Raw genomic sequence first — 26388 nt, 5'->3', positions numbered from 1 at the left:
CTCGCTTGGCAGACGACCTGCCGGCGGGCTTGGCTGCCGGGCGCGCGGTGGAGCGCTGGGTCGGGTCGCCGGAGGGCTTCCTCCCGCCCGCGGCGGCGCCCTTCTGGGGGCGCGAGGACGATGACGCACGAGTCCCGTTGGTGGCCCGCGGCCGCCCTTTGCGTTCCGCCATGGCCTTACTCCCCCGTCGTTCCGGCCGCGACGAGATCGTCGGGCAGCTCTACCACCGGCGCCTCCGGCCTCGGCGTGGTGACTGGCGCCGCCGTCGAGGGCGCCTCTGAGCGGCGGCCGCGCAGGTAGGGCAGCTCGTCTCCGGTGACGGCCGTCGGCACGCCGGTGACCGTGTGATCCGCCAGGTGGATGAACGCCGGGTACGGGTTGGGAACCATGCCGAGCTGGGAGGCCCGCAGCGCCAGCGCGTTGGCGCTGGAGACGTTCTGGAGCTGGGAGGTGAGGGCGGCCTGGGTGTAGCCGAGCTCGGTGGCCTCCCTGCGGAGGCCGGCCAGCTCGCGGGACTGGGCGCCCACGGAGGTGGTGACCACCATCACCAGGCCCAGGCCGGCGGCGATCAACAGGACCACGATGACGGCGAAGCCGAGGGGGGAGACGGTGCCGCCGGGCATCCTGACGACGCGCAGGCGTGGGGCGGGCGGGCTCCCGGCGGCGGTGATCGGCTGGGCGCTCATGCGGTGGCCTCCCTGATTCGTGTCGCTGCCCTGAGCCGCGCGGAGGCGGCCCGGGGGTTGCTGGCGGTCTCGTGCTCGCTGGGCCGCTCGGCGCCGCGGGTCAGCAGCATCAACTCGGCCTTGAGGTACTCGGGGACGACGGGGAGGTCGCGGGGTGCGCGGTCCGCGGACTTCGCGGCCAGGGTGCGCTTGACCAGGCGGTCCTCCAGCGAGTGGTAGCTGAGCACCGCGATCCGGCCGCCCACGGCCAGGGCGTCGACGGCCGCCGGCAGGACCCCCTCGAGGGCGGCCAGCTCCCGGTTGACCTCGATCCGCAGCGCCTGGAAGGTGCGCTTGGCGGGATGGCCGCCGGTGTGGCGGGCGGCGGCGGGGATGGCCGCCGAGATGGTCTCCACCAGGCGCCCCGAGCTGGTGAACGGGGCGCGCTGCCGCTCGTCGACGACGGCGCGGGCGATGCGGTCGGCAAACCGCTCCTCGCCGTACCACTTGAGGATCCGCGCCAGCTCACGGGCCGGGTAGGTGTTGAGCACGTCAGCGGCGGTGGGGCCCTCCGTCGGGTTCATCCTCATGTCCAGGGGCGCGTCGACGCGGTAGGCGAAGCCGCGCTCCAGGCGGTCGATCTGGAGCGAGGAGAGGCCGAGGTCCAGCAGGATGGCGTCCACCTTCGCGACGCCGAGATCCTCCAGCACCTGGGGGAGCTCGTCGTAGACGGCGTGCACGAGGGTGGCCCGCTCGGCCAGCGGGCCCAGGCGGTCGCGGGCGACGGCGTGGGCGTCGGGGTCCCGGTCGATGCCGATCAGGCGGGCCTCCGGGCAGGCCTCCAGCACGGCGATCGCGTGGCCGGCGAGGCCGAGGGTGCCGTCGACGTAGACCGATCCCGGGCGCTGCAGGGCCGGGCGCAGGAGTTCGACGATGCGGTCTTCCATGACCGGTTCGTGAACGTCCGCGTAGCCCTGCATGTGTCTCGACCCTTGTCTTCTGATGGAAATTCGTCCGTCTCGTGCGCCCCACCCGGAGGTTCCCTTCCGGAGTGGACCTGACATCGGGGAAGTGAGGTCAGGGCCGCCGGCCGGGAGCCACCGGGTGGGCCGTCAGAGCCTGTGGAAGGCGCTGAGTTCGTCGTCCATGCCGGCGAAACCCTCTTCGCTGGCCGCGGAGTAGGTCTGCCAGGTCTCGGCGTCCCAGATCTCGGCGCGGTTCATCGCTCCGATCACCACGACGTCGCGATCCAGGCCGGCGTAGTCGCGCAGGATCTGGGGGATGGTCACCCGCCCTTGCCGGTCCGGAACTTCGAAGCTGGCGCCCGCCGTCATCATGCGCTGATAGTCGCGGACCTGCTTCACGGTGCTCGGGGCGCTCATGGCCTCTGCCATCAGCGCCTCGAACGTGTCCTTGGGGTAGACGGCCAACGCCCGCTCCTGGGTGCGGGTGACCACCAGTCCGGCCTCCAAGGCGTCGCGGAACCTGGCGGGCAGGATGAGGCGCCCCTTCTCGTCCAACTTGGGTGTGTAGGTCCCCAGAAACATCGGTGTGCGCCCCCCTTCGCTCCACTAGCCATCCACTTCGCTCCATTTCGCCCCACCGTACCCCACTTCCCCCCACAAGGGCACCACTTTGTGGCGTGTTGGCTGGTCGTTGCCGCTGGCAACTACGCTGGAACCGCCGTCCCGGCCCGCCACCAGAAGGAGTCCCGGTGAACCAGCCCGTCACCCCCTCGCTCGCCGAGGTCTCCAAGCTCGCCCGCGACATCGCCGCAGAGATGGGCCGGGTGATCGAGGGCAAGCCGCATCAGATCCGGATGGCCGTGGCGGTGCTGCTCGCGGAGGGCCACCTGCTCATCGAGGACGTCCCCGGGGTGGGGAAGACGGTGCTGGCGAAATCGCTGGGCCGCGCCATCTCCGGCAACGTCAAGCGCATCCAGTTCACGCCTGACCTGCTGCCCAGCGACGTGACCGGCGTGTCGGTGTTCAACCAGGCCACGCGCGAGTTCGAGTTCAAGCCGGGCGGCATCTTCGCCCACATCGTGCTGGGCGACGAGATCAACCGCGCCTCCCCCAAGACGCAGTCCGCGCTGCTGGAGGCCATGGCCGAGGGCCAGGTGTCCGCGGACGGGCACACGTATCAACTGAGCGAGCCCTTCATGGTGATCGCCACCCAGAACCCCATCGAGATGGAGGGCACCTATCCCCTCCCCGAGGCTCAGCGCGACCGGTTCATGGCGCGCATCACCATGGGCTACCCGGCGCGGCAGGCCGAGGTGGCGATGCTCACCCACAACGCCGGCGGGGACCAGTTGGCCAGCATCTCGCCGGTCACCGACGCCGCCGCCATCGCCGCCGCCGTCCGCACCATCCGCAGCGTCTACGTGGCCCCGGTGATCAACGACTACATCGTCGCCATCTCCGAGGGCACCCGGCGCCACCCGGACCTCCGGCTGGGGGCCAGCCCCCGCGCGTCGCTGCACCTCATGCGGGCCTCCCGCGTGGAGGCCGCGCTGGCGGGCCGGGATTACGTGATCCCCGAGGACGTGCGCAGCCTCGCGGTGGCCGTGCTGGCGCACCGGGTGCTGCCGACGGTGGAGGCCCAGGTGTCCCGGCGGGACCCGGAGAGCATCATCGGGGCCATCGTCGACGCCACCCCCGCACCGAACCGGGGCTGAGGCGTTGCCCAAGCGGGGAACCCGGCTGACGGGCCGCGGCATCATGCTGCTGGTCCTGGGTGTCGCGGCCACCGCCGGGGCCGGCTACCTGGGCGAGCGCGACCTCATGTGGGTGGCGCTGACCCTGGCGGTGCTGCCCCTGCTCGCCGCGGGCTACCTCGTGCTGGCGCGCCCACGCGTCAGCCACCAACGCTCGCTCACCCCGCCCACCATCCCCGTCGGCACCTCCACCCGGGTGGTGCTGCAGGTGGCCAACCAGTCCCCGGCGCAGGCCAGCGCCCTGCGCTTCCTGGACACCGCACCCGACCCGCTGGGGGGTGGGGCGGCCTTCGTGATCGCGCGCGGCTTCGGCCGGTGGCGTCAGGCCGTCGGCTACACGTTGGAGGCTGCGCTCCGGGGGCGGTTCGAGATCGGCCCGCTGCTGGGCTCCGCCGCGGACCCGTTCGGCCTGGCCCACCGCACGTTCACGGCCGCCGGCGACACCTCCCTCCTGCGCGTCACGCCCCGGGTGTGGCCGCTCGGCGAGCTCACGGGGGGCGCCGGGCTCGGTGCCGCCGGCGACGCCACCCCGCAGCGGATCGGGCAGGCCGGTCAGGACGACGTGCTGGTGCGCGAGCACCGCCACGGCGACGACATGCGTCGGGTGCACTGGAAGATGAGCGCCAAGCAGGGCGACCTCATGGTCCGGCTCGAGGAGCATCCGTGGGACCCGTCGAGCACGCTCATCGTGGACAACAGGCTCGACGCGCACCTCGGCGAGGGCCCCACGGGCAGCCTCGAGTGGGCGGTCTCCGCCGTCACCTCGATCGCGGCGCTGCTGGTGGAGGGCCGCTACCGGCTGTCCGTGGTGGCGCCGTCGGGGACGGTGTTCGAGTCTGGCCACGCCGTCGGGCACGGGGCGCGGCACGCGATGGTGGAGGCCATGACGGACCTGGCGCCGTCGGAGGAGACGTGGCTGGGGCGCGCCGTCACGGACACCGAGGCGCTCACCTCGGCGTCCTCGATCGTCGCGGCCACCGGCCTGCTGCGCGCGGCGGACGCGGCGGCGCTGGTGGCCGCCGGGGGGCGGGCGCGGAGCCTGGTGGCGCTGGTGCCGGACGCGCGCGCCTGGGGGGCCGCCGACGACGAGCACGACGACGCCTGCAGGCTGCTGCGCAACCACGGCTGGACCATCGAGGCCTACGCGCCGGGGGAGCCGATGCCCCAGGTGTGGAAGCGGGTGTCGCGGTGAGGTTCAGCTACCACCCCTGGACCAGCCTCGTGGCCGCGGTCGCGCTCTGGCTCGGGCTGCTCCCGCTCTCGACGATGGTGCAGGGCGCGGGCTACCTCGTCGAGTCCGCCGTCGTGCTGGGGATCGTCGGTGTCACCGGGGCCGCGCTCGCCGCGCTCCACCTGCCGCGGATGCTGGTGCTGATGCTCCAGATCCTCGCGGGCGGCGCCTACGTGGTGTGGCGGGCGACGTCGCTGGCCGGCGCGGGCATCACGGATCCGCTGGGCTCGATGCAGGCGCTGGTCGCCGAGGGCGTGGTGACCATCCGCACCGGGGCGGCGCCCGTGGAGCCCTCCCCTGGTCTGATGTGGCTCATCGTGGCGCTCACCGGGCTACTGATCCTGGTGGTGGAGCTGCTGGTCAACGTCCTGGAGCAGCCGGCGTGGTCCATCGCGCCGGTGGCGCTGGTGTACGGCATCGCGTCCATCGCGGTCATCGACGAGCTGTCGTTCGTGTTCGTGCTGCCCGTGGTGGTGGGCTACCTGGCGCTGCTCGTGAGCGCCACGGGGCTGGCCGACGAGGTCACCGGCAAGGCGTCGCGCGTCGGCGCCTACCTTCTGTCGCGGGCGCAGGTGGCGGTGGCGTTCGGGGCGGTCGCGGTGGCCCTGGCGCTCGTGCTCGCCCCGCTGGTGCCGCTCGGGCAGAAGCAGCCCTGGAACAGCGACGGCCCGGACGGCCCCATCCAGCTCAGCGACCCCACCGTCCGCCTGGAGCAGGACCTCAAGCGGCCCGCGGACACCCGCATCCTCACGTATCGCACCTCCAACGACGAGAGCGTCTACATGCGCACCGTCGCGCTGCCGGAGCTCACCACCGCAGGGGCGCGCCTGCTCCCCATGCGCCTCTCGCGGATCGGGCTGGCGGGCGCCCACACGTTCCCCGGCGAACGCGTGGAGATCGACGTGGCCATGGCCGGCGTGCCGTCGGAGTACCTGCCCGCCCCGTTCGCGGCCGAGTCCATCGACGCCGACGGCAGCTGGAGCTTCGACCCGGACACGATGAGCATCGTGGCCTCCGGCCCGGACCGCCTGGAACAGACGATCGACCTCAACTACTCCGTGGTCTCCACCCTGCCGTCCCCGTCGCGGGAGGACATCGAGGCGGCCGAGGCAGGCGGCGGCGTCAACGCCGTCACTGTCGCGGTGCCTGAGGGGCTCGCCCCCGTGGTCACGGACCTGACCGCCGACGTGGTCTCCGAGGCCGCCACCGCCGGCCAGAAGGCGCTGGCCATCCAGGAGTTCCTCCGCTCGGACGCCTTCACCTACTCGCTCGAGGCCCCGCCGTCGACCGGCTCCGACGCCATCAGCGCCTTCCTCCTCGAGGAGCGGGCAGGCTACTGCATCCACTTCGCCGCGGCCATGATCACCATGGCCCGCCTCGAGGGGATCCCCGCGCGGATGGCCGTCGGGTTCGCCCCCGGCGAGCGCCTCGAGGACGGCACCTTCGAGGTCACCGCGCACGACGCCCACGCCTGGCCGGAGCTCTTCCTCGACGGGCTCGGCTGGGTGCCGTTCGAGCCCACCCCCGCGTTCGACGGCCCTCCCGAGTACACCGATCCGGCCACGCAGCCCTCAGGCGCACCGTCGGATTCGCCGTCACCCAGCCCGTCGACGCCCACGACCCTGCCGTCTGCGCTCCCCTCCGAGGAGCCGATGCCCACGTTCCAGCCCAGCGCCCCGGGCGGCGACGGCGACGTGGGATGGCTGGGCTGGCTGCTCGCCGGGATCGCGCTGGTCGCGCTGAGCGTGCCCGCCGCGGTCCGGCGGGGGCAGCGGTGGTGGAGGCTGCGCGGCGGCCAGGAGGCGAGGGTCGCGGCCGGTTCGGCGTGGACGGAGGTGGAGGCCCTGTTCCGGGACTTCCGCCGACCCTGGCCGGACGGCTCCCCCGGGCCGGTGTCGGAGTCCGTGGACCTTCCCCCCAACGGCGCGGCGGCGCTGCGGGAGCTCGCGCACACCGTCGAGGTGAGTAAGTTCTCGCGTGACGCGGCGGATCCTGGGCGGCTGCCCGCCCAGGTGCGCGCGGTGCGGGCCTCGCTCTGGGCGGACTCCTCGGCCATGGTGCGGGCCAGGGCGATCCTCCTGCCGGCCTCTCTCTGGCGTCGACTTCCCGCCGGTTGACCCGGCGCATAGACTGGAACGAAAGGTCGACGAGGGAGAACCAATGGCGCTTTCTGAGCAGGAACGAAAGCTGCTGGAGCAGCTTGAAGCGTCCCTCATGGCCGAGGACCCCAAGCTCGCTGACACGCTGAGCGGGTCGTCGACCATCCGCATTCACCGCCGCAGGGCGGCCATCGCCGGCGTGGGGTTCATCGCCGGCGTCGTGGTGTTGTTGGTGGGGGTCCAGGTGCACCCCGCGGTGAGCGTGCTCGGCTTCCTGCTCATGCTCGGCGCGGCGCTGATCGGCATCAACTCGTGGCGCAGGGTGGGTGACGAGGGCGCCCAGCCCAGCAGGCGCGGGCCCAGCGCGCCGCGGCCCTCGCCGTCGACCAACCCATCGCAGGACTTCATGGACAAGCTTGAGGAGCGGTGGCGCCGTCGCCAACAGGGCGACCTCTGATCCTCCTCAGGCGCTGGCGCGGGGTGCCTCGGTGCTGCGGATGTGCGCGGCCAGCCAGCCCAGCAGACCGGTGAGCTGATCCGGCTCCGCCCCCTCGTCCTCCGGGTGCCATTGCACCGCCAGGACGGGGCGGTCCGGGTCCTCGATCCCCTCGATCACGCCGTCGTGCGTGGCCCACGCCGTGGGCCTCAGGCCCTCGCCCAGTCGTTCGACGCCCTGATGGTGCGAGCTGCGCACCGTCAACCGCTCAGCTGGGAGCGCGTCCGCCAACCGCGACCCGGCCTCCACGTCGACGAGGTGGTCCAACATGCCGCGCTGGCCGTCGGGGAGCCGGTGGGTCTGGGCGGTGAACAGGTCCGGTGACAGGTTCCCCCCGTAGGCCACGTTGATCAACTGCATCCCGCGGCAGATCCCCAGCAGCGGACGGCGGTCCGCGCGGCAGGCCTGCACCACGGCGATCGAGCGGCGGTCCGCGGTGCCCAGGTGGTCCCCGGACCCGGGATACTCGTTCCTGCCCTTGTAGACGCGCGGGTCCACATCGTGCCCGCCGAGCAGCACCACCGCGTCCGCGGCAGCGAGCGCCGCGTGCCACACGTGATCCCCGCAGTCCTGCATGCCGATGAGGGTGGTGGTCCAGCCGGCCTCGCGGGCGAGGGCCACAGTCCGGTCCGCCAGCGCCACCAGGAGCTCACCGAAGTGGCCGGGCTGATAGCGGGAGGCGGGCGCGATGACAAGGAGTTTCATCTCCCCCATGCTGCTGGGGGACCGTTGCGAATGTGTATCAGGCATGGATCAGGTGTGGATCAGTTCGCTCATCCCTTCGGCGGGTGAGGGTGGCCCGCCGCACGGCGTGCGGGCCGAACCGCAGCACCGCCTTGTCGATGGCCTGCTCCGCCTCCGTCCATCCGCGGGCCGGCTCGTCCAGCGCGGGCTGCTCGTAGGTGCCGGCCTTCGGCACCAGCTTCTCCATCCGCACCCCCACCCTGCGGATCCGGGCGCGCTGCAGGTTGAGCTTGGTGAACAGCCGCATCGCCTCGGCGTAGATGTCGTTGGTGCGGTCCGTGGGGGCGGAGATCGTGCCGGTGCGCGTGATGGTGGTGAAGTCCGCGAACCGCACCGACAGCGTCACCGTGCGCCCCACCATGGACTGCGCCCGCATCCGCGACGCGGTGCGGTCCGCCATCCGCAGGATCTCCGTGGCCACCACGCCCGCGTCGTCGGTGTCCTGCGGGAACGTCTCCTGCGAGCCGACGCTGTGCTCGGCGGGCTCTCGGGCCAGGACGGAGCGGTCGTCGCGGCCCCAGGCAAGGTCCAGCAGGAGCGCGCCCTGCCCGTCGCCGAGCGCCCGCTGCAGGGTGGAACGGGGGGTGTTGGCGATGTCGCGGACGGTGCTGAGGCCCAGCCGGTGCAGCCGCGCCGCCGTCGCCTCCCCCACCCCCCAGATGGCCTCCACCGGCAGCGGGTGCAGGAACGCGATGACCTCCTCGGGGCGGACCCGCACCAGGCCGTCCGGCTTGGCGGCCTTCGACGCCAGCTTGGCGATGAACTTGCTGGGGCCGATGCCCATGGAGCAGGGCACCCCCTGCTCGTCCATCACCTGGGCGCGGAGCGTCTCCCCGATGGCAACCGGGTCCCCGCCGAGGCGGCGCAGCGCCGTGGTGAGGTCGATGAACGCCTCGTCGATGGAGGCCATCTCCACCCGGTCCGTCACCGTGTCGAAGATCTCGCGGATGCCGTCGGAGACCGCCGTGTAGTGGTCGAAGTCCGGGTGGATCACGGCCACCTGCGGGCACAGGCGCCTGGCCCGGCTCGACGGCATGCCCGCGCCGATCCCGAACCGGCGCGCCGGGTAGTTGGCCGAGAGCACCACCCCGCGGGTGGAGCCGCCGACGAACATCGGCACCTCCCGCAGCTCTGGGTGCCGGGCCATCTCCACCGACGCGTAGAAGGCGTCCATGTCCACATGCGCGATGACTGGCATCTCATCTCCCTGAGCTTCCCGGGCTGGAGTGCCACAGCTTGCGTGGCGCCTCGGCGGCGCCGGTGCCCGCCGGCTTGATGTCCGCGTAGGGCGACTGCGTGAACCCGCTGGCGTGCACCAGCACCCGGCGGCGCCCCATGCCGCCCGCGCGGGTGTGTTCCTGCGGGTCCGGGGGCGGCTCCTCGTCGACGCCCGGTGCGGGCTGCGCGGCCGGGGCGTGCCGCTCGGCCGGCGCGGGGTGCCACTGGCCCACCAGGGAGTAGCCCACGGGCACCTCGTCGATGATGGCCACCACCGCCGCGACAGCCTCGGCCTCCGTGGCCCCCTCGGCCAGCGCCGCCCGCCACGCCTCGTCGAGCCGGCCCAGGTCCCAGCAGCCGGTGGCGCGGATGGACACCCCCCGCGGGCCGGTGCGGCGGACCTTGCCGCGCACCAGCACCATCCAGGAGGCGAACACCGTGGCCGCGTACGGGCCCTGCGCGTCCTCGAAGAAGGTGGCGTCCACCGGGCCGGTGGAGTCGTCCAGGGTGAGGAAGATCACGCGCCGCCCGGAGCGCACCGGGGGCGTCTGGGTGGCCACCTTCACGCCCGCGACGAGGATCTCGGCCTGGTTGCGCTGCTGCAGCAGGGTGCGCGAGCTGGTGGCGCCGAGCGCCCGCAGCAGCGGCAGGTAGCGCTCCATGATGTGGTGGCTGACGTCCAGGCCGAGGATCTCCAGCTCCGCCTTCAGCCGCTGCTCGTCGTCCATCTCCGGCAGGCCGGTGACGGGCACGTCCGCCGTCGGCTCCGTCTCGCCGACCCCGAAGTCCAGCGCGCCCTGCACCGCCTGCGGCGGGTGGCCCGCCCGCTGCCGCTGCGCCCAGGCGAGCTCCCCGGGGTCCGTCCCCGCGACACTCCTGCGCCGCCCCTTCGCCCGCGACACCACCCGCTCGTCTGCCCGCCGCTGCCGGTGCAGGTCCGCCAGCGCCAGCAGCAGATCCCGGCGGGTGATCTGGCCGCGCCGCTGCACCGGGGCGTGGCGGCCGATGCGGTAGAGGGCGTCGAAGGCGCCGGCCAGGATGAGCCGTTCGACGACGGGCTCGGCCACCCGGGCCCGCCCCCAGAAGTCCGTGAGGGAGGCGTAGGGCTGCCCGGCGACGATGCGCTCCATCTCCGCCTCGGCGATGCCCTTGACGTCTGCCAGCGAGAGCCGGATGCCCCAGCCGTCGACCTGCGGCAGCCCGTCCGTGGTGGGGGGGGCGCCGATGGCGAGGTGCTCCGGCAGCGCCATCGGCTCCTCCGCGGCCTCGCCGTCGGCCAGCGCCTCGGCGCGGTACTGGGCGGTGCTGCGGTTGACGTCCAGGCCCAGCACCGCGATGTTCATGCGGCGGGCCTCCTCCAGCAGCAGCCGCTTGGGGTACATGCCCGGATCATGCGTGAGGATGCCGGCGAGGAAGTGCGCCGGGTAGTAGCGCTTCAGCCACGCCGACTGGTAGGTGGGCAGCGCGAACGCGGCGGCGTGCGCCTTGCAGAACCCGAAGGAGGCGAACGAGACGAGGATCTCCCAGATCTGTTCGACGATGTGCTCGTCGTAGCCGCGGGCGCGGGCCTTGGGCCAGAACCACTCCTTGACCTGCGCCTGGCCCTCCTTGTCTCCGAGCGCCCGGCGCACCTCGTCGCCCTGGGCCAGGGTGCAGCCGGTGGCCACCGAGATGATCTGGATGATCTGCTCGTGGAACACCACCACGCCCTGGGTCTGCTCGAGGGCCGGGATGAGGCTGGGGTGCAGGTATTCGGGCTGCGCCCAGCCCTGCCGCGCCTCCAGGAACGGGGTGATCATGTCCGACTTCACCGGGCCGGGACGGAAGAGGGAGATGTCGACGATGAGGTCGTGGAAGGTCTCGGGGCCGAACTTGCCCACCAGCTCCCGCTGGCCGGGCGACTCGATCTGGAAGCAGCCGAGCGTGGCGCGGTGGGCGATCATGTCGTAGACGGCCGGGTCGTCGAAGGGGTCCAGATCGTCGATGAGCGGCGGCGGGCCGGCGGGCGAGGTGCGCGCGATCTCCGTCAGCGCGTGCGACATGGCCGACTGCATCCGGATGCCGAGGACATCCAGCTTGAGCAGGCCCAGGTCCTCCACGTCGTCCTTGTCGAACTGGCTCATCGGGTAGCCGCCGAAGCTGGCCTCCAGCGGGGTGCGCTGCCCGAGCGACGAGTCGCTGAGGATCACGCCGCAGGGGTGCAGGGCGATGTGCCGGGGCAGCCCGTCGAGCGATTCGACCAGCGAGAACAGCACGTCCAGCCGTTCCTCCCCCAGGCCTGCGGCGCGCAGCTCGGGCAGGTCCCGCAGTGCGGCCCGGGCATCCCGGGCGCGGATGTGCGGGAACGCCTTGGCCATGGCGTCCACCTCCACCGGCGGCAGGCTGAGCGCGGCGCCCACATCCCGGACGGCGTGGCGCACCCGGTAGGTCTCGATCATGGCCACGCAGGCCACCCGCTGGCCGCCGAACGTGGCCAGGATCTTGTCGTAGACCTCGGTGCGGCGGGCCGATTCCACGTCCAGGTCGATGTCCGGCAGCGCCACCCGCAGCGGGGAGAGGAACCGCTCCATGATCAGGCCGTGCCGGATGGGGTCCACCCCGGAGATCCCGAGCGCGTAGTTGACCAGGCTGCCGGCGCCCGAGCCGCGGGCCGCGCAGCGGATGCCGAGCTCCCGGATGAGGCCCACCACGTCTGCCACCGTGAGGAAGTAGGACTCGAACCCGAGCCTGCCGATCACGGACAGCTCGTCGTCGAGACGTCCGGTCACCTCGGGGGTGAGGGTGGCGTAGCGCTGCGCCAGGCCCGCCTCGCAGCGCGCGCGCAGCACCCCGGGCGCCTCGACCAGCGTGGTGCCGAGGGTCTCGAACTCGGGCAGCCGGATCTCCCCCAGCCCGACGTCGCCGACGGGGTCCAGCCGGCAGCGCTCGGCCAGGTGCCGGGTGGCGCGCAGCAGCGCCGTCCCGTCCGGCTCCCCCGCCAGGCGGGCCGCCTCCTCCGCCGCGGCCGCCATCGCCTCCCCAGGCTTCAGGTAGCCCTCCGCGTTGCGCCTGTCGATGGTGCGCACGTCCAGCGGGGCCAGCCGGCGGGCGGCGTCCAGCACGTCCGCGGTGGCGGCCTGCTCCCGCCGCGCCATCCGCGCCGCGTTGGTGAGCACGACGGGGACCGCGAGCCGGCGCGCCAGCCGGATCATGCCGGCCGCCTGGTGCGCCGACGCGGCCCCGCGACCGCCCGTCTGATGGTTGGTGGCGGCCAGGACCAGCCCGTGCCCCAACTCGGAGCGCCACCGCGTGGCGGCCTCCTCCGCGAGGTCCGGGCGGTCGGCGGCCAGCGCCTCGCCCACCTCCGAGTCCGCCCCGAGCAGCACCACCGCGTCGCGCCCCGCGCAGTGCCGCGCGATCATCTCCAGGGTGACCGCCGGGTCCCCGCGCTCGCCGGTGAGCTGGGCGGCGGTGATGAGCTCGCACAGCGTGCCCCACCCGGCCCGGGAAGTGGCCAGCACCACGAGCCGCGGGAGCCGCTCGTCGCGCAGTTGCCCGCCGCGGGCCGCCGTGGGACGCCTGTTGGGGCGCCAGCCGTCCGGCCGGACCGCCAGGTCCACCCCGACGATGGGCGAGATCCCCGCCTTGAGGCAGGCCTTCGCGAACCGGACGGCGCCGTAGAGGCCGCCGCGGTCCGTGAGGGCGAGCGCGTCCATGCCGTGGCGCACCGCCTCGGCCACCAGCTCGCCGGGGTGGGAGGCGCCGTACTGGAAGGAGTAGCCCGAGGCCACACGCAGGTGCACGAAGCTGTCCATCACGACGCCTTCGCGGCCGCCTGCTGCCGGCCCGCCTGCTGACGACCCACCTGCTCCCGGCCTGCCTGTTGATGGCCTGCCTGTTGATGGTCTGCCTGTTGATGGCCTGCCTGCTGCCGTCCCGCCTGCTCCCGGCGGCGCAGCCAGCGCGCCGTCTCGGCGAGGTACTGCTGCGAGTCGCGGACCAGGTCCGCGGCATCGCGCTCGGTGACCAGCGCCCTGGCGCCCGCCTGTACGGCACGCGCCTTGGGCGCCACCGCGGCGAAGAACCCGGCCCACTCCCCGAACTCCGGCGCAACCCGGTAGAGCAGCGACCACACGTCCTGGCGTGGCCGCGTGCCCACGGGGGCTGCCGAGATGGCGGCGATGGCCACCTGCTCCGCCGAACGGTAGGCGGCCAGGTAGCGCTCCGTCGGCAGGTCCGCGTGTTCGGCCTCGGCGGCGAGACGCCGGGCCTGGCTGAAATCGATCATCAGTCGAGCACCGCCTGCAGCACCCAGTTGTCGGCATCGACGGTGCGCGCCAGCTCGTAGACGCCCCGATGGCTCCCGTTTCCGGCCTCCACCCGCCACACCTCCCGCTCGCTGAGCAGGTCGCCGCGGGCTGGCGGGACTTCGGCTCTGGGGGGCTCCTCCCCGTCCCGGGCGGGGGCGGGGGCGGGGGCGACCTCCTCCCCGCGGGCGGCACGCACCTGCCGGCCCGACCACCACGGGGTGGCCTGGCTCCAGCGGCCCTGGACCTCCTTGACCAGCAGCAGCCGGTCACGCCAGATGAACTGCCGCGGCTCGTCGCGGAACAGCACGTGGATGGGTTCCTGATATGTGCGCATGGGTGCCTCCCGGGGATCGTCTGATGGACTGTGCGATTCGACCCGGGAGCCCCGGCCCGACGCAGGGGTCGAGGCTGCGCCGGGCCGGAGCGGCCCATACCGCGGCGCCGTGCCCAACCAGAGCTTCCCCGAACTAATCGAACAGGCGTGCGGTAGTTCCTACTATATGCCCCCCCTCCGACAGAACGTCAAGCCCTATCCTGGGCCGCATGCTCACGATCCGAGGCGGCACGCTGGCCGGCATGGCCTGCGCCGCGCGGCTGGCAAAACTGGGCCATCCGGTGCGCCTGGACCTGGCCGGCGGACCGCTCGGGGGGCGCTGGGCGGCGGAGCGCGGGCAGCTGCCCCCCGCCGTCACCCTGCCCGCCACCTGGCGCGACCTGTTCAAGAAATCCGGCCGCCCGCTCGAGGCCGAGCTGGCACGGGCCGGCCTGGCGATGGTGGAGGCGCCACCCGCCGTGCACCGCTTCGACGACGGCGCCGAACTGGCGCTGCCCACCGAGCGCGGGCGGCAGTTCGCGGTGCTGAGCGGGCGGTACGGGCAACCCGTCGCGGAGCGGTGGCGCGACCTCCTCGACTCCCTCGACGCGGCCTGGCTGGCCGCGCGGCGGTTCGGTGTGGAGCGGCCGGACGCGCCCCGGACCGCGGAGGACCGGCGGGCGCTGCTGCTGGACCGCCCGCTCGCCGATGTCGCGGACCGGGCGGGGCATCCGCACCTGGCGCGGATCGTGCTGGACCTGGCGCCGGTGGCCGGCACGCGGTCGCGGCGGGCGCCCGGGCTGCTGGCCACCCGGCTGGTGGTGGAGCGCACGTTCGGGCGGTGGCAGGTGGTCGACGACGCCGGTCGCGCGCAGCCGGGCGGGTGCCTGATCAAGCTGCTCGAGGGCCGCCTGGCCACGCGCCGGGTGGAGATCGTCGACGGGGTGGCCGGTGACGGGGTGGCCGTGGACCGCGTGGTCGGTGAGCCCGCCGTCGACTGCCTCCCCCGTCGGCCCCGGTGGGGGCGGGCAGCGCTGGCCCCCGCCGTCGGGCAGGCGGAGGTGGATGTCGCGGGCAAGGGGGCGGATGTCGCGGGCGAGGGGGCGGCCGAGACGGTGGACCACACCGGGCAGGCGCCGGTGCTGCGCTGGCGGATTCCCGGGCGCGAGCTGACGTGGGACTTCGGCCGAGCCTTGCCTGATGTCGAGTGGGGGGTGGAGCCGCGGTCGGCACGGGCGGTGCTGCGGCGGGCGCCGGTGGCATCGGGGAGGCCGGCCGCGTCGTCGTGCTCACCCGCCGGCCCGGAGCCCTGGGCGGAGCTGGCCAGCGCCGCGCTGGCCGTCTACGAGGTGCATGAGCGCCTCACCGGCGAGGACGCGCGCCCGACGAACAGGGCGCGGCGGTAGCTCAGCCCGCGCGTCGACCGATCCGGCGGTCGTCGTTGACGTAGGCGTAGTAGATGCCGATCAGCACGCCGCCGCCGATGAAGTTGCCCAGCAGGGCTATCGCCACGTTGCCCATGGCGGGAAGCACGTCGATCCCCTGGGTGAAGCCCACGATGGTGAACAGGACGGTGTTGGCCACCGAGTGCTCGAGCCCCAGGAACGCGAAGATGAACACCGACATCACCATGGTCAGCGCCATGGTGATGGAGTCCTTGAGGAAACCGTTGTAGACCAGCAGCATCGCCACGTTGATCATGAGGTTGCAGAGGATGGCGCGGACGAACAGGTCGCCCATCCCCGACGCGGTGGTCATGTAGCCCAGCTTGACCTCCACCGCTCCCAGCATCTTCTCCCCGACGTGCCCGGCGGTCAGCGTGGAGAACCGCGCCATGGTGGCCAGCAGCAACCCGCCGATCGCGTTGCCCAGGAAGCACAGCACCAGCAGCATGAGCCCGCGCAGCTGCCCCAGGCGTCGGTGGTAGACGGCGATGGAGGTGACCATCATGTTGGAGGTGAGGAGTTCGGACTTGGTGTAGTAGATGAACACCAGCGCCCAGCCGAACACGAAGGCGCCGACGGCCTTGCCGAGCCCGTAGCCGCCCTCGCCGAGGGACTCGATGGAGTCGAAGACGGACAGCACCGTGAAGTAGGCCAGGTAGAACAGGCCGATGAGGATGCCCGCCATGGCGGCCCGCTGGAGGTACTGCAGCGTGATCCGGCTGGACATTTCCGCCTTGGTGTCGGCGGCCTCCAACACGGCGTCGATGAAGAAGAGGCCGGGGAACAGGCGTTGGCGAGAAGGGTCCACGCGACAAGTTTGACATGACTAACTTCTGGGGAGTAGAGCAGCCCCGACATTGGTCTTGGGCGCATTTGCGTGCACAATTCCGGGACCTACTGGGCTGGGCGGGCGGGGAGGCGCCGGCGTTACTTCTTGCCGCCTGCGCTACTTCTTGCCGCCTGCCCTCCTGCGCTCGGGACCGGACGGCGCCTGCGCTACTTCTCACCGCCTGCCCTCTAGCGCTGGCGGCGAGACGCAAGGCAGGCGTGTAGGAGGCGCCAGCGCTAGATCGCAGGCGTCTGGACCTACCGCAGGCGTCTGGACCTATCGCTGGCGTCGAGCGGGATCGCTGGCGTCTGGACCTACCGCAGGCGTCTGGACCTACCGCTGGCGTCGAGCGGGATCGCCTGTCGTCGGCATGCACGGTGGGCACCCGGGGAGCGCCCAGCGTCGGCACACCTCCCACACCACGAACGCCGGTGAACCCCGGCCCATGAACCGAGTAGGCTTGACTGTCTGTCTCAACCGGAGGATGCAAAGAAGTTGACTACATCGCGCGCGGGACTCGAACAAGAGATCGCCCTGGAACAGGGTCACGTCGACAAGGTCTACGCCAACCTGTCCACCGCCACTGCCAGCGCCAAGTCGATGGCCCAGGCGGGACGGGAGATCTTCCTCACCGACCGCACCAACTTCCTCCGCGAGGAGGACGGCACCGCCCTGTTCGAGCGCGACGCGTTCGCCTACCAGGCCGCCCGCCGACTCGCCATCCTGGACGCCGAGCACGACGGCCTGGTCTTCGGCCGCATCGACCTCACCACGGAGGAGACCCGCTACATCGGCCGCATCGGGGTGCGCGACGAGGAGTACGAGCCGCTGGTGATCGACTGGCGCGCCCCCGCCGCCGAACCGTTCTACCGCGCCACGCAGGCCGAACCGATGGACGTGATCCGCCGTCGCGTCCTCCGCTGCCGCGACGACCGGGTGATCGGACTCGAGGACGACCTCCTCGACGGCTCCGCCGAGTCCGAGCTGCCCATCTTCGGCGAGGGCGCCCTCATGGCCGCGCTCAGCCGCGCCCGCGGGCGCACCATGCGAGACATCGTCGCCACCATCCAGGCCGAGCAGGACGAGGCCATCCGCGCCCCTTACCAGGGAGTCACCGTGATCGCGGGCGGACCCGGCACCGGCAAGACGGTGGTGGCGCTGCACCGCGCCGCCTACCTCCTCTACACCAACCGCGCCCGCCTGGAGAAGGGCGGCGTGCTGGTGGTGGGCCCGTCGAACGTGTTCATGAACTACATCGAGCGGGTGCTGCCCAGCCTCGGCGAGGACACCGTGACGCTGAAGGCCATCGGCGGGATCGCGGGCGACGTGCTGGGCCTGACCAGCGAGCGGGTCGACGGGTCGGCCGCAGCCACCCTCAAGGGCAGCCTCGGCATGCTGAAGGTCCTGCGCCGCCTGGTCCGCACCCCGATGATCGCCCACCCGGAGGCGCTGCGGGTGCGGGTCACCGTCAAGGGTGAGGTGCTCGGGCTCGGCGAGTCCGAGCTGAGCCGCATCCGGGATCAGGTGCTGTCCAACACCAAGCTCAATCGCGGCCGCAAGCAGGCCACGGATCAGGTGGTGCACGCCCTCATCCGGAAGTTCCCCGACGACGTGCCCATCGAGCCCGCCGAGCTGGAGGACAGGGTCCGCGAGCATCCAAGCCTGGCGATGTTCATGCACGCCTGGTGGCCCACGCTCACCGCCACCCGGGTGCTCGCCAGATTGGCGGACCCCGCCGTCGTGGCCGCGGTGGCCCCGGAGCTGTCGGCCGACGAGCAGTCAGCCCTGGTGCGCTCCTACGCGTGGGTCGCGGGCGGGGACGAGGGGCCGGAGATCGTGCGCGGCTGGTCCGTGGCGGATATCGCGCTGCTGGACGAGCTGATCGACGTGCTGGGCGCCGCCCCGGAGGATCCGGAGCCCGAGATGGACGTGTTCATCGAGGGCGGGGACGTGCCGGAGGTGCTCAGCACCACGGATGTGCTGCGCTTCGAGCGGGTGGTGGACCCGGACGAGGATCCGCAGACCACCTACGCGCACATCCTCGTCGACGAGGGCCAGGACGTGACACCCATGCAGTGGAGGATGCTTCGCCGACGGGGCCCCCAGTCGTCGTGGACCATCGTCGGGGACCCTGCTCAGAGTTCCTACCCGAACCAGGAGGAGACGTCGCGGGCGTTGGCGGACCTCGTGGGTCGCGGGCCCAGCCGGACGTTCACGCTGAGCACCAACTACCGCTCCCCCAGCGAGGTGTACGCGATGGCGGCGAAGGTGATCACCAAGGTGTTCCCGGGCGCGGAGCTGCCGAAGGCGGTGCGCTCGACGGGAGTCGAGCCCAGGCTGGTGCACGCCACCTCCGACGCGCTGCACGGCGTGCTGCGCGACGAGCTCATCGAGCTGGCCGGGCAGGTGAACGGCACCATCGGCGTGATCTGCCCGCCGTCGCTGATCCAGGACGTGCAGCGGTTCGTGATGCAGGACGTGCGGCTGCGCGAGTTCGAGAACCGGCTCATCGTGGTGACGGCCCTGCAGGCGAAGGGGTTGGAGTACGACGGCGTGGTTGTGGTGTCGCCGGACGGGATTGTCGCGGAGGCCCCGGGCGCGGAGCGGGTGCTGTACGTGGCGTTGACGAGGGCGACGCAGCGGATGGTGACGGTCGACGTCGACACCTCCGCTTGGCGCTCCCTCCTCGCCTGACCTCTGTTGGCTGAGGAGTGAGGAGCGAAGCGACGAACCTCGAAGCCTGGAGAACGTGAGCTTGTCAGCGCGGGTTCATTAGGCTTCGAGGCCGCTGCGCGGCACCTCAGCCAGCGGGGGCGGGCCGCTGCGCGGCACCTCAGCCGGCGAGGCGGCTCCTCAGGGGGCGGGGGCGGTGGCCTTCAGCTCGGCGAGCACCTCACGGGTGGCCTTCGAGCGGTTCTGGGTGAAGAACTGCAACCCGGGGGCGCCGGCGTCCAGCAGCCCGCGACACAACCGCACCGCGGCCGCCAACCCCGCCTCCCGCACCTCCTCCTTCGACGAGCAGGCCCGCAACTCCGCGACCAACGACGCCGGCAACTCCCGCCCGGACAGGTCCGCGAACCGCTCGATCTGCGACAACACCGTCAACGGCATGATCCCCGGAATGATCGGCACCTCGCAGCCCAGCCCGCGCATCCGCTCCACCAGTTCGCCGTAGCGCTCCCCCTCGAAGAACAGCTGCGTGATGGCGAACTCGGCGCCCGCCTCCACCTTGTCCAGGAGGATCTGCGCGTCGAGGTCCGGGTCGTTGCTGGTCTCGTGCGGGTTCGCGAACGCCGCGACACCCACGCAGAAGTCGCCCTCCGCCTTGACGAACTTCACCAGCTCGGTGGCGTTGGCCAACCCGTCGGGGTGCGCAGTCCACGGTCCGCCGCCGGGCATGTCTCCGCGGATGGCCAGGATGTTGGTCACGCCCGCCTCGCGGTACTCGGCCAGCGCCTCGGCCAGCTCCGCCTTCGACTGCGCCACGCACGTCAGGTGCCCCACCGTCAGCGGGCCTCCGGAGGCCGCGATCCGACGGGTGGCGCGGATGGTGCGGTCCCGCCGCGACCCGTTCGCCCCGTAGGTCACCGACACGAACGACGGCTCCAGCGGGGCCAGCGCCCCGACGGCGGCCCACAGGACGGGCTCCTCCTCCTCGGAGCGGGGAGGGAAGAACTCGAACGAGTACAGGGGGCCGTGGGCTGAGCGGATCAGCTCGCCCACGCTCCGCAGGCTCGTCTCGGTGACAGGCATGGGCCAACAATACGAGCCGGGCTACTAAGCTCGAACCGTGAGCCGCTCCCTGGACCCCTCCTCCCCGCTCGGTGCGCCGCTGCTGTCCGCGGTCAGCGAAACGATCGACGCCTACCTGGCCGCTCAGGAGCCCATGCTCACGGCCATCGGCGCCACCGCGCTGCTGGAGGTGGCCCGCGAAGGCACCTCCGGCGGGAAGCGGCTGCGGCCCGCCTACTGCTACTGGTCCTACGTGGCGGCGGCCGGACACGCGCACGACGACGCGCCCCTCCTCAAGGTGGCCTCCTCCCTGGACCTGCTGCACGTCAGCGCCCTGGTCCACGACGACCTCATCGACGACGCCGACACCCGCCGCGGCCTCCCCGCCGCCCACAAGCGCTTCGAGCAGCTCCACGTCGGGCAGGAGGGTCGCGGCGCCGCCGCCGAGTTCGGCGCCTCGTCGGCCATCCTGCTCGGGGACCTGCTGCTGATGTGGAGCGTGGACCTGGTGGACTCCTCCGGCGCCGCGCACCTGGACCGGGCGCGCCCGCTGCTCAGCCTCATGCGGGCCGAAGTCACCGCCGGGCAGTACCTCGACGTCGCCGCCCAGTACGGCGTGACCGGCGCGGTCACCGTCGCCGATGAGCTGGACGTGGCGCAGCGCGTGCTGGAGTACAAGTCTGCCAGCTACTCCATCCGTCGGCCCGCCCAGATCGGGGCCGCGCTCGCGGGCGCCGACGACGCCCTCATCGACGCGCTCGGCGAGTTCGGCTCCATCATCGGGCGCGCCTTCCAGCTCCGCGACGACGTGCTGGGCGTCTACGGCGACGAGGCCGTCACCGGCAAGCCCTACGGCGGCGACATCCGCGAGGGCAAGCGCACCGTCCTGGTGCTGCGCGCGCTCGCCGACTCGGCCCCGGAGGCCGCGGCCGAGCTGGAGGGCATCCTCGGCACGCCGGGCCTGACCGACGCCGACGTCTCCCACGCCGGCCGGCTCATCGACGAGTCCGGCGCCCGCGCCCACGTGGAGGGCATCATCGACGACAGCCTCACCCGCGCGCTCGCCGTGCTGGACAGGGCGAACCTCACCCCCGACGGCCGCACCGCGCTGGGCGAGCTCGCCGCGCGGAGCGTGCAGCGTGCACACTGACCCGGAGCTGAGCGTGCAGAGTGACCACTGACCCTGAGCTGAGGGGGCTGAGCTCTGCCGAGGTCACGCGGCGGGTGGCCGCCGGGCAGGTCAACACCCTGCCGTCGCGCTCCGGCCGGACCACGTGGGGCATCGTGCGGGCCAACGTGGTGACCCGCGTCAACGGCATCCTGTTCGTGCTCTTCGTCATCGTGCTCAGCACAGGCAGCCCGAGCCAGGGGTTGTTCTCAACGCTCATCGTCTTCAACTCCATCATCGGCATCATTCAGGAGCTGCGGGCCAAGCGCACCCTGGACAATCTGGCGGTGGTCGGCGAGGCGCACCCCGTCGTCGTGCGCGACGGCGAGCGCCGCCAGATCGCCCGCGACGACGTGGTGATCGACGACCTCATCGTCGTCCATCCGGGGGATCAGATCGTCGTCGACGGGACCGTGGTGGCGGCGGACTACCTGGAGGTGGACGAGTCGCTGCTGACGGGCGAGGCGGACCCGGTGGCCAAGGGCCCAGGCGACGAGGTGCTCTCTGGCGCCTTCGTCGTGTCCGGGTCCGGCGCCTACACCGCGGAGAAGATCGGCGCCGAGGCCTACGCCGCGCAGATCACGGCGCAGGCCGCGAAGTTCACGCTGGTGCACTCGGAGCTGCGTCAGGGCATCAACCAGATCCTCAAGTACGTCTCGTTCCTGCTGGTTCCGGTGGGCGCGCTGACCATCTACGTGCAGTTCAACCAGCCGGACACGACATGGCAGGAGTCGGCGCTGCGGATGGTGGGGGCGCTGGTGCCGATGGTGCCGGAGGGGTTGGTACTGCTGACCTCCATGGCATTCGCGCTGGGTGTCATCCGGTTGGGCCGGCGGCAGTGCCTGGTGCAGGAGCTGCCCGCGATCGAGGGCCTGGCGCGGGTGAGCGTGGTGTGCGCGGACAAGACCGGCACCCTCACCCAGAACGCGATGACGCTCGGCGAGATCGTGTGCCTCGCCGGCGACGACGCCCGCGCCCGCGAGGTGCTCGCGCAGCTCGTTGCGGCGGATCCCGCGCCCAACGCGTCGATGCAGGCCGTGGCCGCGGCCATCGGGCCGGCAGCGGAGCCGTGGCCGGTGACCGCCCGGGCGCCGTTCACCTCGGCCAAGAAATGGTCCGGGGCGAGCTTCGGCACTGGTGAGACATGGGTGCTGGGCGCGCCGGACGTGCTGGCCGAGCCCGCCGTCGCCGCGCACGCCGACGCCATCGCCGCGTCCGGGCGCCGCGTGCTGATGCTGGGCAGCTGCGCCGCGCGGGTGGACGACGATGACGCCCCCGGGCACCTCACCCCCCTGGCGCTGGTGGTGCTGGACCAGCTGACCCGCCCGGACGCGGCGGACACGCTGGCTTACTTCCAGGAGCAGGGCGTGCGGGTGAAGGTGATCTCGGGCGACAACGCGGCCTCCGTCGGGGCCGTCACCCGCTCGCTGGGCGTCGACATCGGCGACCCGATCGACGCCCGCTCCCTTCCCGCCGGCGGCTCCGAGGAGCTGGCGGACGCCGTCGAGGCCAACGACGTGTTCGGCCGGGTGGTCCCGGAGCAGAAGCGGCAGATGGTCCGGGCGTTGCAGCACCGCGGGCAGGTGGTGGCGATGACCGGCGACGGCGTCAACGACGTGCTGGCGCTCAAGGACGCCGATCTGGGGGTGGCGATGGGATCCGGGGCGCCGGCCACGCGGGCGGTGTCGCAGATCGTGCTGCTCGACGACAGGTTCGCCACGCTCCCCTACGTCGTCGCGGAGGGGCGGCGGGTGATCGGCAACATCGAGCGGGTGGCCAAGCTGTTCCTCACCAAGACGATCTACGCGGTGGGTCTGGCGCTGGTGATCGGGCTGATGGGGCTGCCGAACCCGTTCCTGCCGCTGCAGATGACGGTGGTGGGGTGGTTCACCATCGGCATCCCGGCGTTCCTGCTCAGCCTCGCCCCCAACCGGGAGCGGGCGCGGCCGGGCTTCGTGCGCAGGACGTTGACGGTCGCGGTGCCCGGTGGCCTCACGGTGACCGCGGTGGCCACGGTCACCTACGTGATGACCCGCGGCTTCGGCGAGGTGTCCGACACGGTGCAGCAGCAGGCGTCGACGGCCACCCTCATCGCGCTGATCATGACCGCCACGTGGGTGCTGGCCACCGTCGCGCGGCCCTACTACTGGTGGAGGGTGGGGCTGGTGGCGTTCGCGTACGGGTTCTACTTCCTCATGTTCTACATCCCCGTGTGGCACGACGCGCTGCAGCTCGACACGACGAATGCGGCGGCGCTGACGGTGGGCCTCGTCGCGGGCGCGACGGGCATGGTCGCGGTGGAGGCGGCGTGGTGGATCACGGCGGTCATCCGCGGCGATTCGACCCGCCTGTGGGCTCCGCCCGTCAGGCCGTGAAGGCGTCCTGGCCGTAGGCCTCGGCGCCCGGCTCCGCGACCCACGCAGCCTTGAGCGCGTCGGCCAGCGCCTGCGTGACGGCGAACGGCTCGTCCGAGCGGAACACCGAGCTCGACACCGTCACCCTCCTCGCGCCCGCCGCGATCACGGCGGCCACGTTGCCCGGATCGATGCCTCCCGCCGCGAACCACACCGGCCCGGCCGGGAGCGCCATCGGCGGGTAGCGCCGAGCCATCTCCTCCAGCGCGTCCGTGACCCGGTCGTCGTCGACGGCGGGCCCGACGAACGCGAAGTTGAACGGATCGCCGTCCACCGCGTCCCCCTGGTCCGCGCCGTCGATGGAGCGGCCCAGCAGGGAGTAATCGTGCGGCCTCCGGAACCCGAACGGGCGCCAGCCGGGCCGTCGGTAGTACACGACGTCGGCCTTGGACGCCTCGCCGACGTCCGCCGAATCCGTGGCCACGATGGTCTGCAGCCCGAAGAGCCGCCTGCGGGCCACGTCGATCACCTCCGCGGCCTCCTCCACGCTGCGTTCACCGCGCGTGAAGAGGAGCAGGTCGGCGCCGTGGGCCGCGAAGTCCGCGGCCTCCGGCTCAGCCTTGTCCGGCGGGATGACGACGGCGAGGCGCGCCAGGCGCAGGCGGGTCTTGAGTCCGACGAGGGCTGTCATGAAAGCCCAATTTAGCCGCAGGCGGGGCGGCGCGACCCCCTTCTTGGCCGACTCGCCGCGCCTCCGGCGTGGGCTGGACCCCGCGACGGCACTACACTCGGGGTCCAGACGGGCTCGTACGGCCTCTTCCCCGACCGTGCATGGAGTGGTATGAACAGCACTTTCGACCCGTTGGTCGGTCACGTGCTCGACGACCGCTACGAGATTGTGGCGAAAGTTGCGCGCGGCGGCATGGCCACGGTCTATCGCGCGCGCGACCTACGCCTGTCGCGCGCGGTGGCAGTCAAGGTGATGCGCAGCGACCTCGGCGAGGACGACGAGTTCGCGGCCAAGTTCGACCGCGAGGCCCGCTCCGCCGCCGTGCTCAGCCACCCCGCCGTCGTCAGCGTCTTCGACCAGGGCACCTCGCAGGGGCAGCCCTACATCGTGATGGAGTTCATCGACGGCGAGACGTTGCGCCGGGTGATCAGCCGGGAGGCCCCGCTTCCCCCCGAGCGCGCGCTGGAGATCTTCGAGCAGGTGGCCGCGGCTCTGGCGGCCGCGCACGAGGCCGGGGTGGTGCACCGCGACATCAAGCCCGAGAACGTGATGATCACCACGCGCGGGCAGGTGAAGGTGGCCGACTTCGGGTTGGCGCGCCAGGTGGGTTCGCCGCAGATGACGGCCACCGGCGTGCTCGTCGGCACCGCCAGCTACCTGCCGCCGGAGCTCGTGACGCACTCGCGGCCGGATTCCCGCAGCGACATCTACTCCGCCGGCGTCGTGCTCTTCGAGATGCTCACCGGCCGCAAGCCCCACACCGGCGAGAACAACTATCAGATCGCCTACCGGCACGTGAACGTCGACATCGAGCGGCCGTCGGATCGGCTGGCGGAGATCGGGCACGCGGCGGACTGGCAGATCCCGGACTACATCGACACGATCGTGCTGGCCTGCGTGGCGCGCGACCCGCGGGCGCGAATCGCCGACGGCCGCGAGCTGCTCACCGCCGTGCGGCGCGTGCGGCACGAGCTGGCGCGCACCGGCGGGTCGGACAACCCTGCGCTGGCGGCCGCGATCCTGCCGGCGAGCCCGGCGGAGGACGAGACGGTCGCGGGGTACCCGCGGACCTCGGAGCGCCCCAGGCCGGTGTCGCCGAACTCGCCCGAGACCGTCGTCGTGCGGCGCGAGGGTGAACAGTGGCGTCCGCAGGGCGGTGGTGTCGCGGGGGCTGGTGTCGCGGGGGCTGGTGTCGCGGGGGCCGGGTTCGCCGCCGGGGTGTCGATGCCGGGATCGACGGCTGGGCCGCGGACGGGGGCCGGGGCTGGGTCGCGGGCGGGGTCGGGGGCGGCCGGGTCGCGCACGGGGCAGTCCCCGGTGTCGCCGAGACCTCAGCCGAGCTCGGCTCCCCGCAGCCACCGCACGCCCGTGTTCCCGCAGCTCCATATCTCGCACGACCCTGTGCATCGACGGCGACGCGGGGTGATCGCGGTGCTGCTGGTCGTGATGCTCACCGCGGGGGCCGGATTCGGCTCGTGGTGGTGGATGGCGGGCCGGTTCACCACGGTCCCCGCGATGACCAACCTTAACGCCGCTAAGGCCGGGGAGGCCGCCACCGCCAATGCACTGGAGGTGTCCTCCAGCGAGGCGTACTCCGAGACGGTGCCCGCCGGGCTGGTGATCAGCACGGATCCGACGGCGGGTGACCGGCTGCTGCGCGGCTCCACGGTCAGCATCGTGATCTCGAAGGGCCCGGAGCGGTACCCGATGCCGGAGGTGGTGGGTGCCGCGCTGCCGGATGCTGAGCGGGCCATCGTCGAGGGCAGGATGACGGTGGGCACGGTCACGGAGGCGTTCTCCGAGACGGCGCCGGTGGGGCAGGTGCTGACGGCGTCTCAGGAGGTGGGGGCGCAGCTGAAGCCGGGCACTGAGATCAACCTGACGGTCTCGAAGGGGCCGGAGCCGATCGCCATCCCCGACACCACCGGAGAGGTGGCCGACGACGCCGTCAAGCGGCTGGAAGAGCTCGGGTTCAAGGTCAAGGTGCAGGAGGAGAACTCCCCCACCGTCGAGGCCGGCCGCGTGATCCAGCAGGACGTGAAGTCCGGCAACGGGAAGCGCGGAGACACGATCACCATCACGAAGTCGCTAGGGCCGGTGATGGTGACCATCCCTGAGGTGCGGTTGAAGAGCACCGAAGAGGCGACGAAACTGCTCGAGGACCTGGATCTGAAGGTGGAGGTGCGGTTGTCGTCGGACTTCCCGATCGCGTTGAATATCGCCTCCGGCACTGATCCCGCCGAGGGGACGTCGGTCCCGGTCGGCACCACGGTGGTCCTCTTCATCGCCTGACGCCTGCGTTCAGTCCCCTCGCCTGCGATAAGTCCCGACGCCTGCGTTAACTCCCCACGCCTGC

The 26388-nt window shown here is 72.3% G+C and carries 19 protein-coding genes and 1 pseudogene; 9 read left to right on the top strand and 11 right to left on the bottom strand.

Features of this window, described 5'->3' with window-relative positions; genetic code table 11:
• Positions 1 to 176: 176 nt before the first annotated feature.
• The 3 genes from ftsL to mraZ all read right to left on the bottom strand — a co-directional run bounded on the left by ftsL (position 177) and on the right by mraZ (position 2212).
• Positions 177 to 686 (bottom strand): cell division protein FtsL, encoded by a 510-nt coding sequence (gene ftsL / locus ACX1D1_RS07625; protein ID WP_182782603.1) that lies wholly within the window; start codon positions 684 to 686, stop codon positions 177 to 179.
• Complete coding sequence (gene rsmH / locus ACX1D1_RS07620) at positions 683 to 1645, bottom strand: 16S rRNA (cytosine(1402)-N(4))-methyltransferase RsmH (RefSeq protein ID WP_459054198.1); 963 nt, start codon at positions 1643 to 1645, stop codon at positions 683 to 685. The genes ftsL and rsmH overlap by 4 nt, the downstream gene beginning before the upstream one ends.
• Positions 1646 to 1777: 132 nt before the next feature.
• On the bottom strand, positions 1778 to 2212 hold the full coding sequence (gene mraZ / locus ACX1D1_RS07615; protein WP_182782601.1) for a division/cell wall cluster transcriptional repressor MraZ: 435 nt from the start codon (positions 2210 to 2212) through the stop codon (positions 1778 to 1780).
• A gap of 233 nt (positions 2213 to 2445) precedes the next feature.
• On the opposite strand from mraZ, the gene ACX1D1_RS07610 reads away from it, so the two are divergent.
• The 4 genes from ACX1D1_RS07610 to ACX1D1_RS07595 are packed head-to-tail and all read left to right on the top strand — an operon-like array spanning position 2446 to position 7171.
• Positions 2446 to 3345, top strand: a complete 900-nt coding sequence (locus tag ACX1D1_RS07610; RefSeq protein ID WP_182782635.1) for an AAA family ATPase — start codon at positions 2446 to 2448, stop codon at positions 3343 to 3345.
• Between the two features lie 4 nt (positions 3346 to 3349).
• Entirely contained in the window at positions 3350 to 4576 is a 1227-nt protein-coding gene (locus ACX1D1_RS07605; RefSeq protein ID WP_459054197.1) for a DUF58 domain-containing protein, read from the top strand.
• Positions 4573 to 6732: a transglutaminase TgpA family protein gene (locus ACX1D1_RS07600; RefSeq protein ID WP_459054196.1), complete on the top strand. Its 2160-nt coding sequence runs from the start codon at positions 4573 to 4575 to the stop codon at positions 6730 to 6732. Before ACX1D1_RS07605 ends, ACX1D1_RS07600 begins: the two co-directional genes overlap by 4 nt.
• Before the next feature lie 43 nt (positions 6733 to 6775).
• Positions 6776 to 7171 carry an SCO2097 family morphological protein gene (locus ACX1D1_RS07595; RefSeq protein WP_182782598.1) on the top strand — a complete coding sequence of 132 codons (396 nt, stop codon included), beginning with the start codon at positions 6776 to 6778 and terminating at the stop codon, positions 7169 to 7171.
• Positions 7172 to 7177: 6 nt separating this feature from the next.
• On the opposite strand, the gene ACX1D1_RS07590 is transcribed toward ACX1D1_RS07595, so the two are convergent.
• Genes ACX1D1_RS07590 through ACX1D1_RS07570 form a run of 5 tightly spaced genes read right to left on the bottom strand, consistent with a single transcriptional unit; the run spans position 7178 to position 13795 of the window.
• The gene (locus ACX1D1_RS07590) at positions 7178 to 7915 is read right to left on the bottom strand and encodes a gamma-glutamyl-gamma-aminobutyrate hydrolase family protein (protein WP_459054195.1); all 738 of its coding nucleotides are present in this window, start codon (positions 7913 to 7915) and stop codon (positions 7178 to 7180) included.
• Positions 7916 to 7952: 37 nt separating this feature from the next.
• Positions 7953 to 9152, bottom strand: coding sequence for a DNA polymerase IV (gene dinB / locus ACX1D1_RS07585; RefSeq protein ID WP_182782596.1), 1200 nt, complete (start codon positions 9150 to 9152; stop codon positions 7953 to 7955).
• Between the two features lies 1 nt (position 9153).
• Positions 9154 to 12966 (bottom strand): DNA polymerase III subunit alpha, encoded by a 3813-nt coding sequence (locus ACX1D1_RS07580; RefSeq protein ID WP_459054193.1) that lies wholly within the window; start codon positions 12964 to 12966, stop codon positions 9154 to 9156.
• Complete coding sequence (locus ACX1D1_RS07575; RefSeq protein ID WP_459054192.1) at positions 12966 to 13439, bottom strand: SAV_6107 family HEPN domain-containing protein; 474 nt, start codon at positions 13437 to 13439, stop codon at positions 12966 to 12968. The genes ACX1D1_RS07580 and ACX1D1_RS07575 overlap by 1 nt, the downstream gene beginning before the upstream one ends.
• Positions 13439 to 13795, bottom strand: a complete 357-nt coding sequence (locus ACX1D1_RS07570) for a DUF6504 family protein (RefSeq protein WP_459054190.1) — start codon at positions 13793 to 13795, stop codon at positions 13439 to 13441. Before ACX1D1_RS07570 ends, ACX1D1_RS07575 begins: the two co-directional genes overlap by 1 nt.
• A gap of 209 nt (positions 13796 to 14004) precedes the next feature.
• Here ACX1D1_RS07570 and ACX1D1_RS07565 point away from each other — a divergent pair.
• Positions 14005 to 15171, top strand: a pseudogene (locus ACX1D1_RS07565) (phytoene desaturase family protein); the annotation flags it as partial.
• Positions 15172 to 15181: 10 nt separating this feature from the next.
• Here ACX1D1_RS07565 and ACX1D1_RS07560 read toward each other — a convergent pair.
• Entirely contained in the window at positions 15182 to 16027 is an 846-nt protein-coding gene (locus tag ACX1D1_RS07560) for a formate/nitrite transporter family protein (RefSeq protein WP_220489354.1), read from the bottom strand.
• 516 nt (positions 16028 to 16543) lie between these two features.
• Between ACX1D1_RS07560 and ACX1D1_RS07555 the strand changes: the two genes are divergently transcribed.
• Complete coding sequence (locus tag ACX1D1_RS07555; protein ID WP_459054189.1) at positions 16544 to 18742, top strand: HelD family protein; 2199 nt, start codon at positions 16544 to 16546, stop codon at positions 18740 to 18742.
• A gap of 159 nt (positions 18743 to 18901) precedes the next feature.
• On the opposite strand, the gene ACX1D1_RS07550 is transcribed toward ACX1D1_RS07555, so the two are convergent.
• Positions 18902 to 19801: a methylenetetrahydrofolate reductase gene (locus ACX1D1_RS07550; protein WP_459054188.1), complete on the bottom strand. Its 900-nt coding sequence runs from the start codon at positions 19799 to 19801 to the stop codon at positions 18902 to 18904.
• Between the two features lie 37 nt (positions 19802 to 19838).
• On the opposite strand from ACX1D1_RS07550, the gene ACX1D1_RS07545 reads away from it, so the two are divergent.
• Both ACX1D1_RS07545 and ACX1D1_RS07540 read left to right on the top strand, forming a co-directional pair.
• Positions 19839 to 20930 (top strand): polyprenyl synthetase family protein, encoded by a 1092-nt coding sequence (locus ACX1D1_RS07545; RefSeq protein ID WP_459054187.1) that lies wholly within the window; start codon positions 19839 to 19841, stop codon positions 20928 to 20930.
• Positions 20931 to 20950: 20 nt separating this feature from the next.
• Positions 20951 to 23323 carry an HAD-IC family P-type ATPase gene (locus tag ACX1D1_RS07540; RefSeq protein WP_459056531.1) on the top strand — a complete coding sequence of 791 codons (2373 nt, stop codon included), beginning with the start codon at positions 20951 to 20953 and terminating at the stop codon, positions 23321 to 23323.
• On the opposite strand, the gene ACX1D1_RS07535 is transcribed toward ACX1D1_RS07540, so the two are convergent.
• Positions 23313 to 23993: a thiamine phosphate synthase gene (locus tag ACX1D1_RS07535; protein ID WP_459056530.1), complete on the bottom strand. Its 681-nt coding sequence runs from the start codon at positions 23991 to 23993 to the stop codon at positions 23313 to 23315. The two genes, ACX1D1_RS07540 and ACX1D1_RS07535, sit on opposite strands and share 11 nt — an antisense overlap.
• A gap of 150 nt (positions 23994 to 24143) precedes the next feature.
• Between ACX1D1_RS07535 and ACX1D1_RS07530 the strand changes: the two genes are divergently transcribed.
• Positions 24144 to 26324 (top strand): protein kinase domain-containing protein, encoded by a 2181-nt coding sequence (locus ACX1D1_RS07530; protein ID WP_459056529.1) that lies wholly within the window; start codon positions 24144 to 24146, stop codon positions 26322 to 26324.
• The last annotated feature ends 64 nt before the right edge of the window (positions 26325 to 26388 follow it).

It is taken from the genome of Tessaracoccus luoxuelianae, assembly GCF_054483915.1.
The sequence above is the reverse complement of the archived record's forward strand: the minus strand, read 5'-3'. Positions and strand labels throughout refer to the sequence as shown.

Coding starts and splice junctions, on each gene's coding strand:
- ftsL (WP_182782603.1), bottom strand. CDS start 686: ATGAGCGCCCAGCCGATCACCGCCGCCGGGAGCCCGCCCGCCCCACGC.
- rsmH (WP_459054198.1), bottom strand. CDS start 1,645: ATGCAGGGCTACGCGGACGTTCACGAACCGGTCATGGAAGACCGCATC.
- mraZ (WP_182782601.1), bottom strand. CDS start 2,212: ATGTTTCTGGGGACCTACACACCCAAGTTGGACGAGAAGGGGCGCCTC.
- ACX1D1_RS07610 (WP_182782635.1), top strand. CDS start 2,446: ATGGGCCGGGTGATCGAGGGCAAGCCGCATCAGATCCGGATGGCCGTG.
- ACX1D1_RS07595 (WP_182782598.1), top strand. CDS start 6,776: ATGGCGCTTTCTGAGCAGGAACGAAAGCTGCTGGAGCAGCTTGAAGCG.
- ACX1D1_RS07590 (WP_459054195.1), bottom strand. CDS start 7,915: ATGAAACTCCTTGTCATCGCGCCCGCCTCCCGCTATCAGCCCGGCCAC.
- dinB (WP_182782596.1), bottom strand. CDS start 9,152: ATGCCAGTCATCGCGCATGTGGACATGGACGCCTTCTACGCGTCGGTG.
- ACX1D1_RS07580 (WP_459054193.1), bottom strand. CDS start 12,966: ATGGACAGCTTCGTGCACCTGCGTGTGGCCTCGGGCTACTCCTTCCAG.
- ACX1D1_RS07575 (WP_459054192.1), bottom strand. CDS start 13,439: ATGATCGATTTCAGCCAGGCCCGGCGTCTCGCCGCCGAGGCCGAACAC.
- ACX1D1_RS07570 (WP_459054190.1), bottom strand. CDS start 13,795: ATGCGCACATATCAGGAACCCATCCACGTGCTGTTCCGCGACGAGCCG.
- ACX1D1_RS07550 (WP_459054188.1), bottom strand. CDS start 19,801: ATGCCTGTCACCGAGACGAGCCTGCGGAGCGTGGGCGAGCTGATCCGC.
- ACX1D1_RS07535 (WP_459056530.1), bottom strand. CDS start 23,993: ATGACAGCCCTCGTCGGACTCAAGACCCGCCTGCGCCTGGCGCGCCTC.
- ACX1D1_RS07530 (WP_459056529.1), top strand. CDS start 24,144: ATGAACAGCACTTTCGACCCGTTGGTCGGTCACGTGCTCGACGACCGC.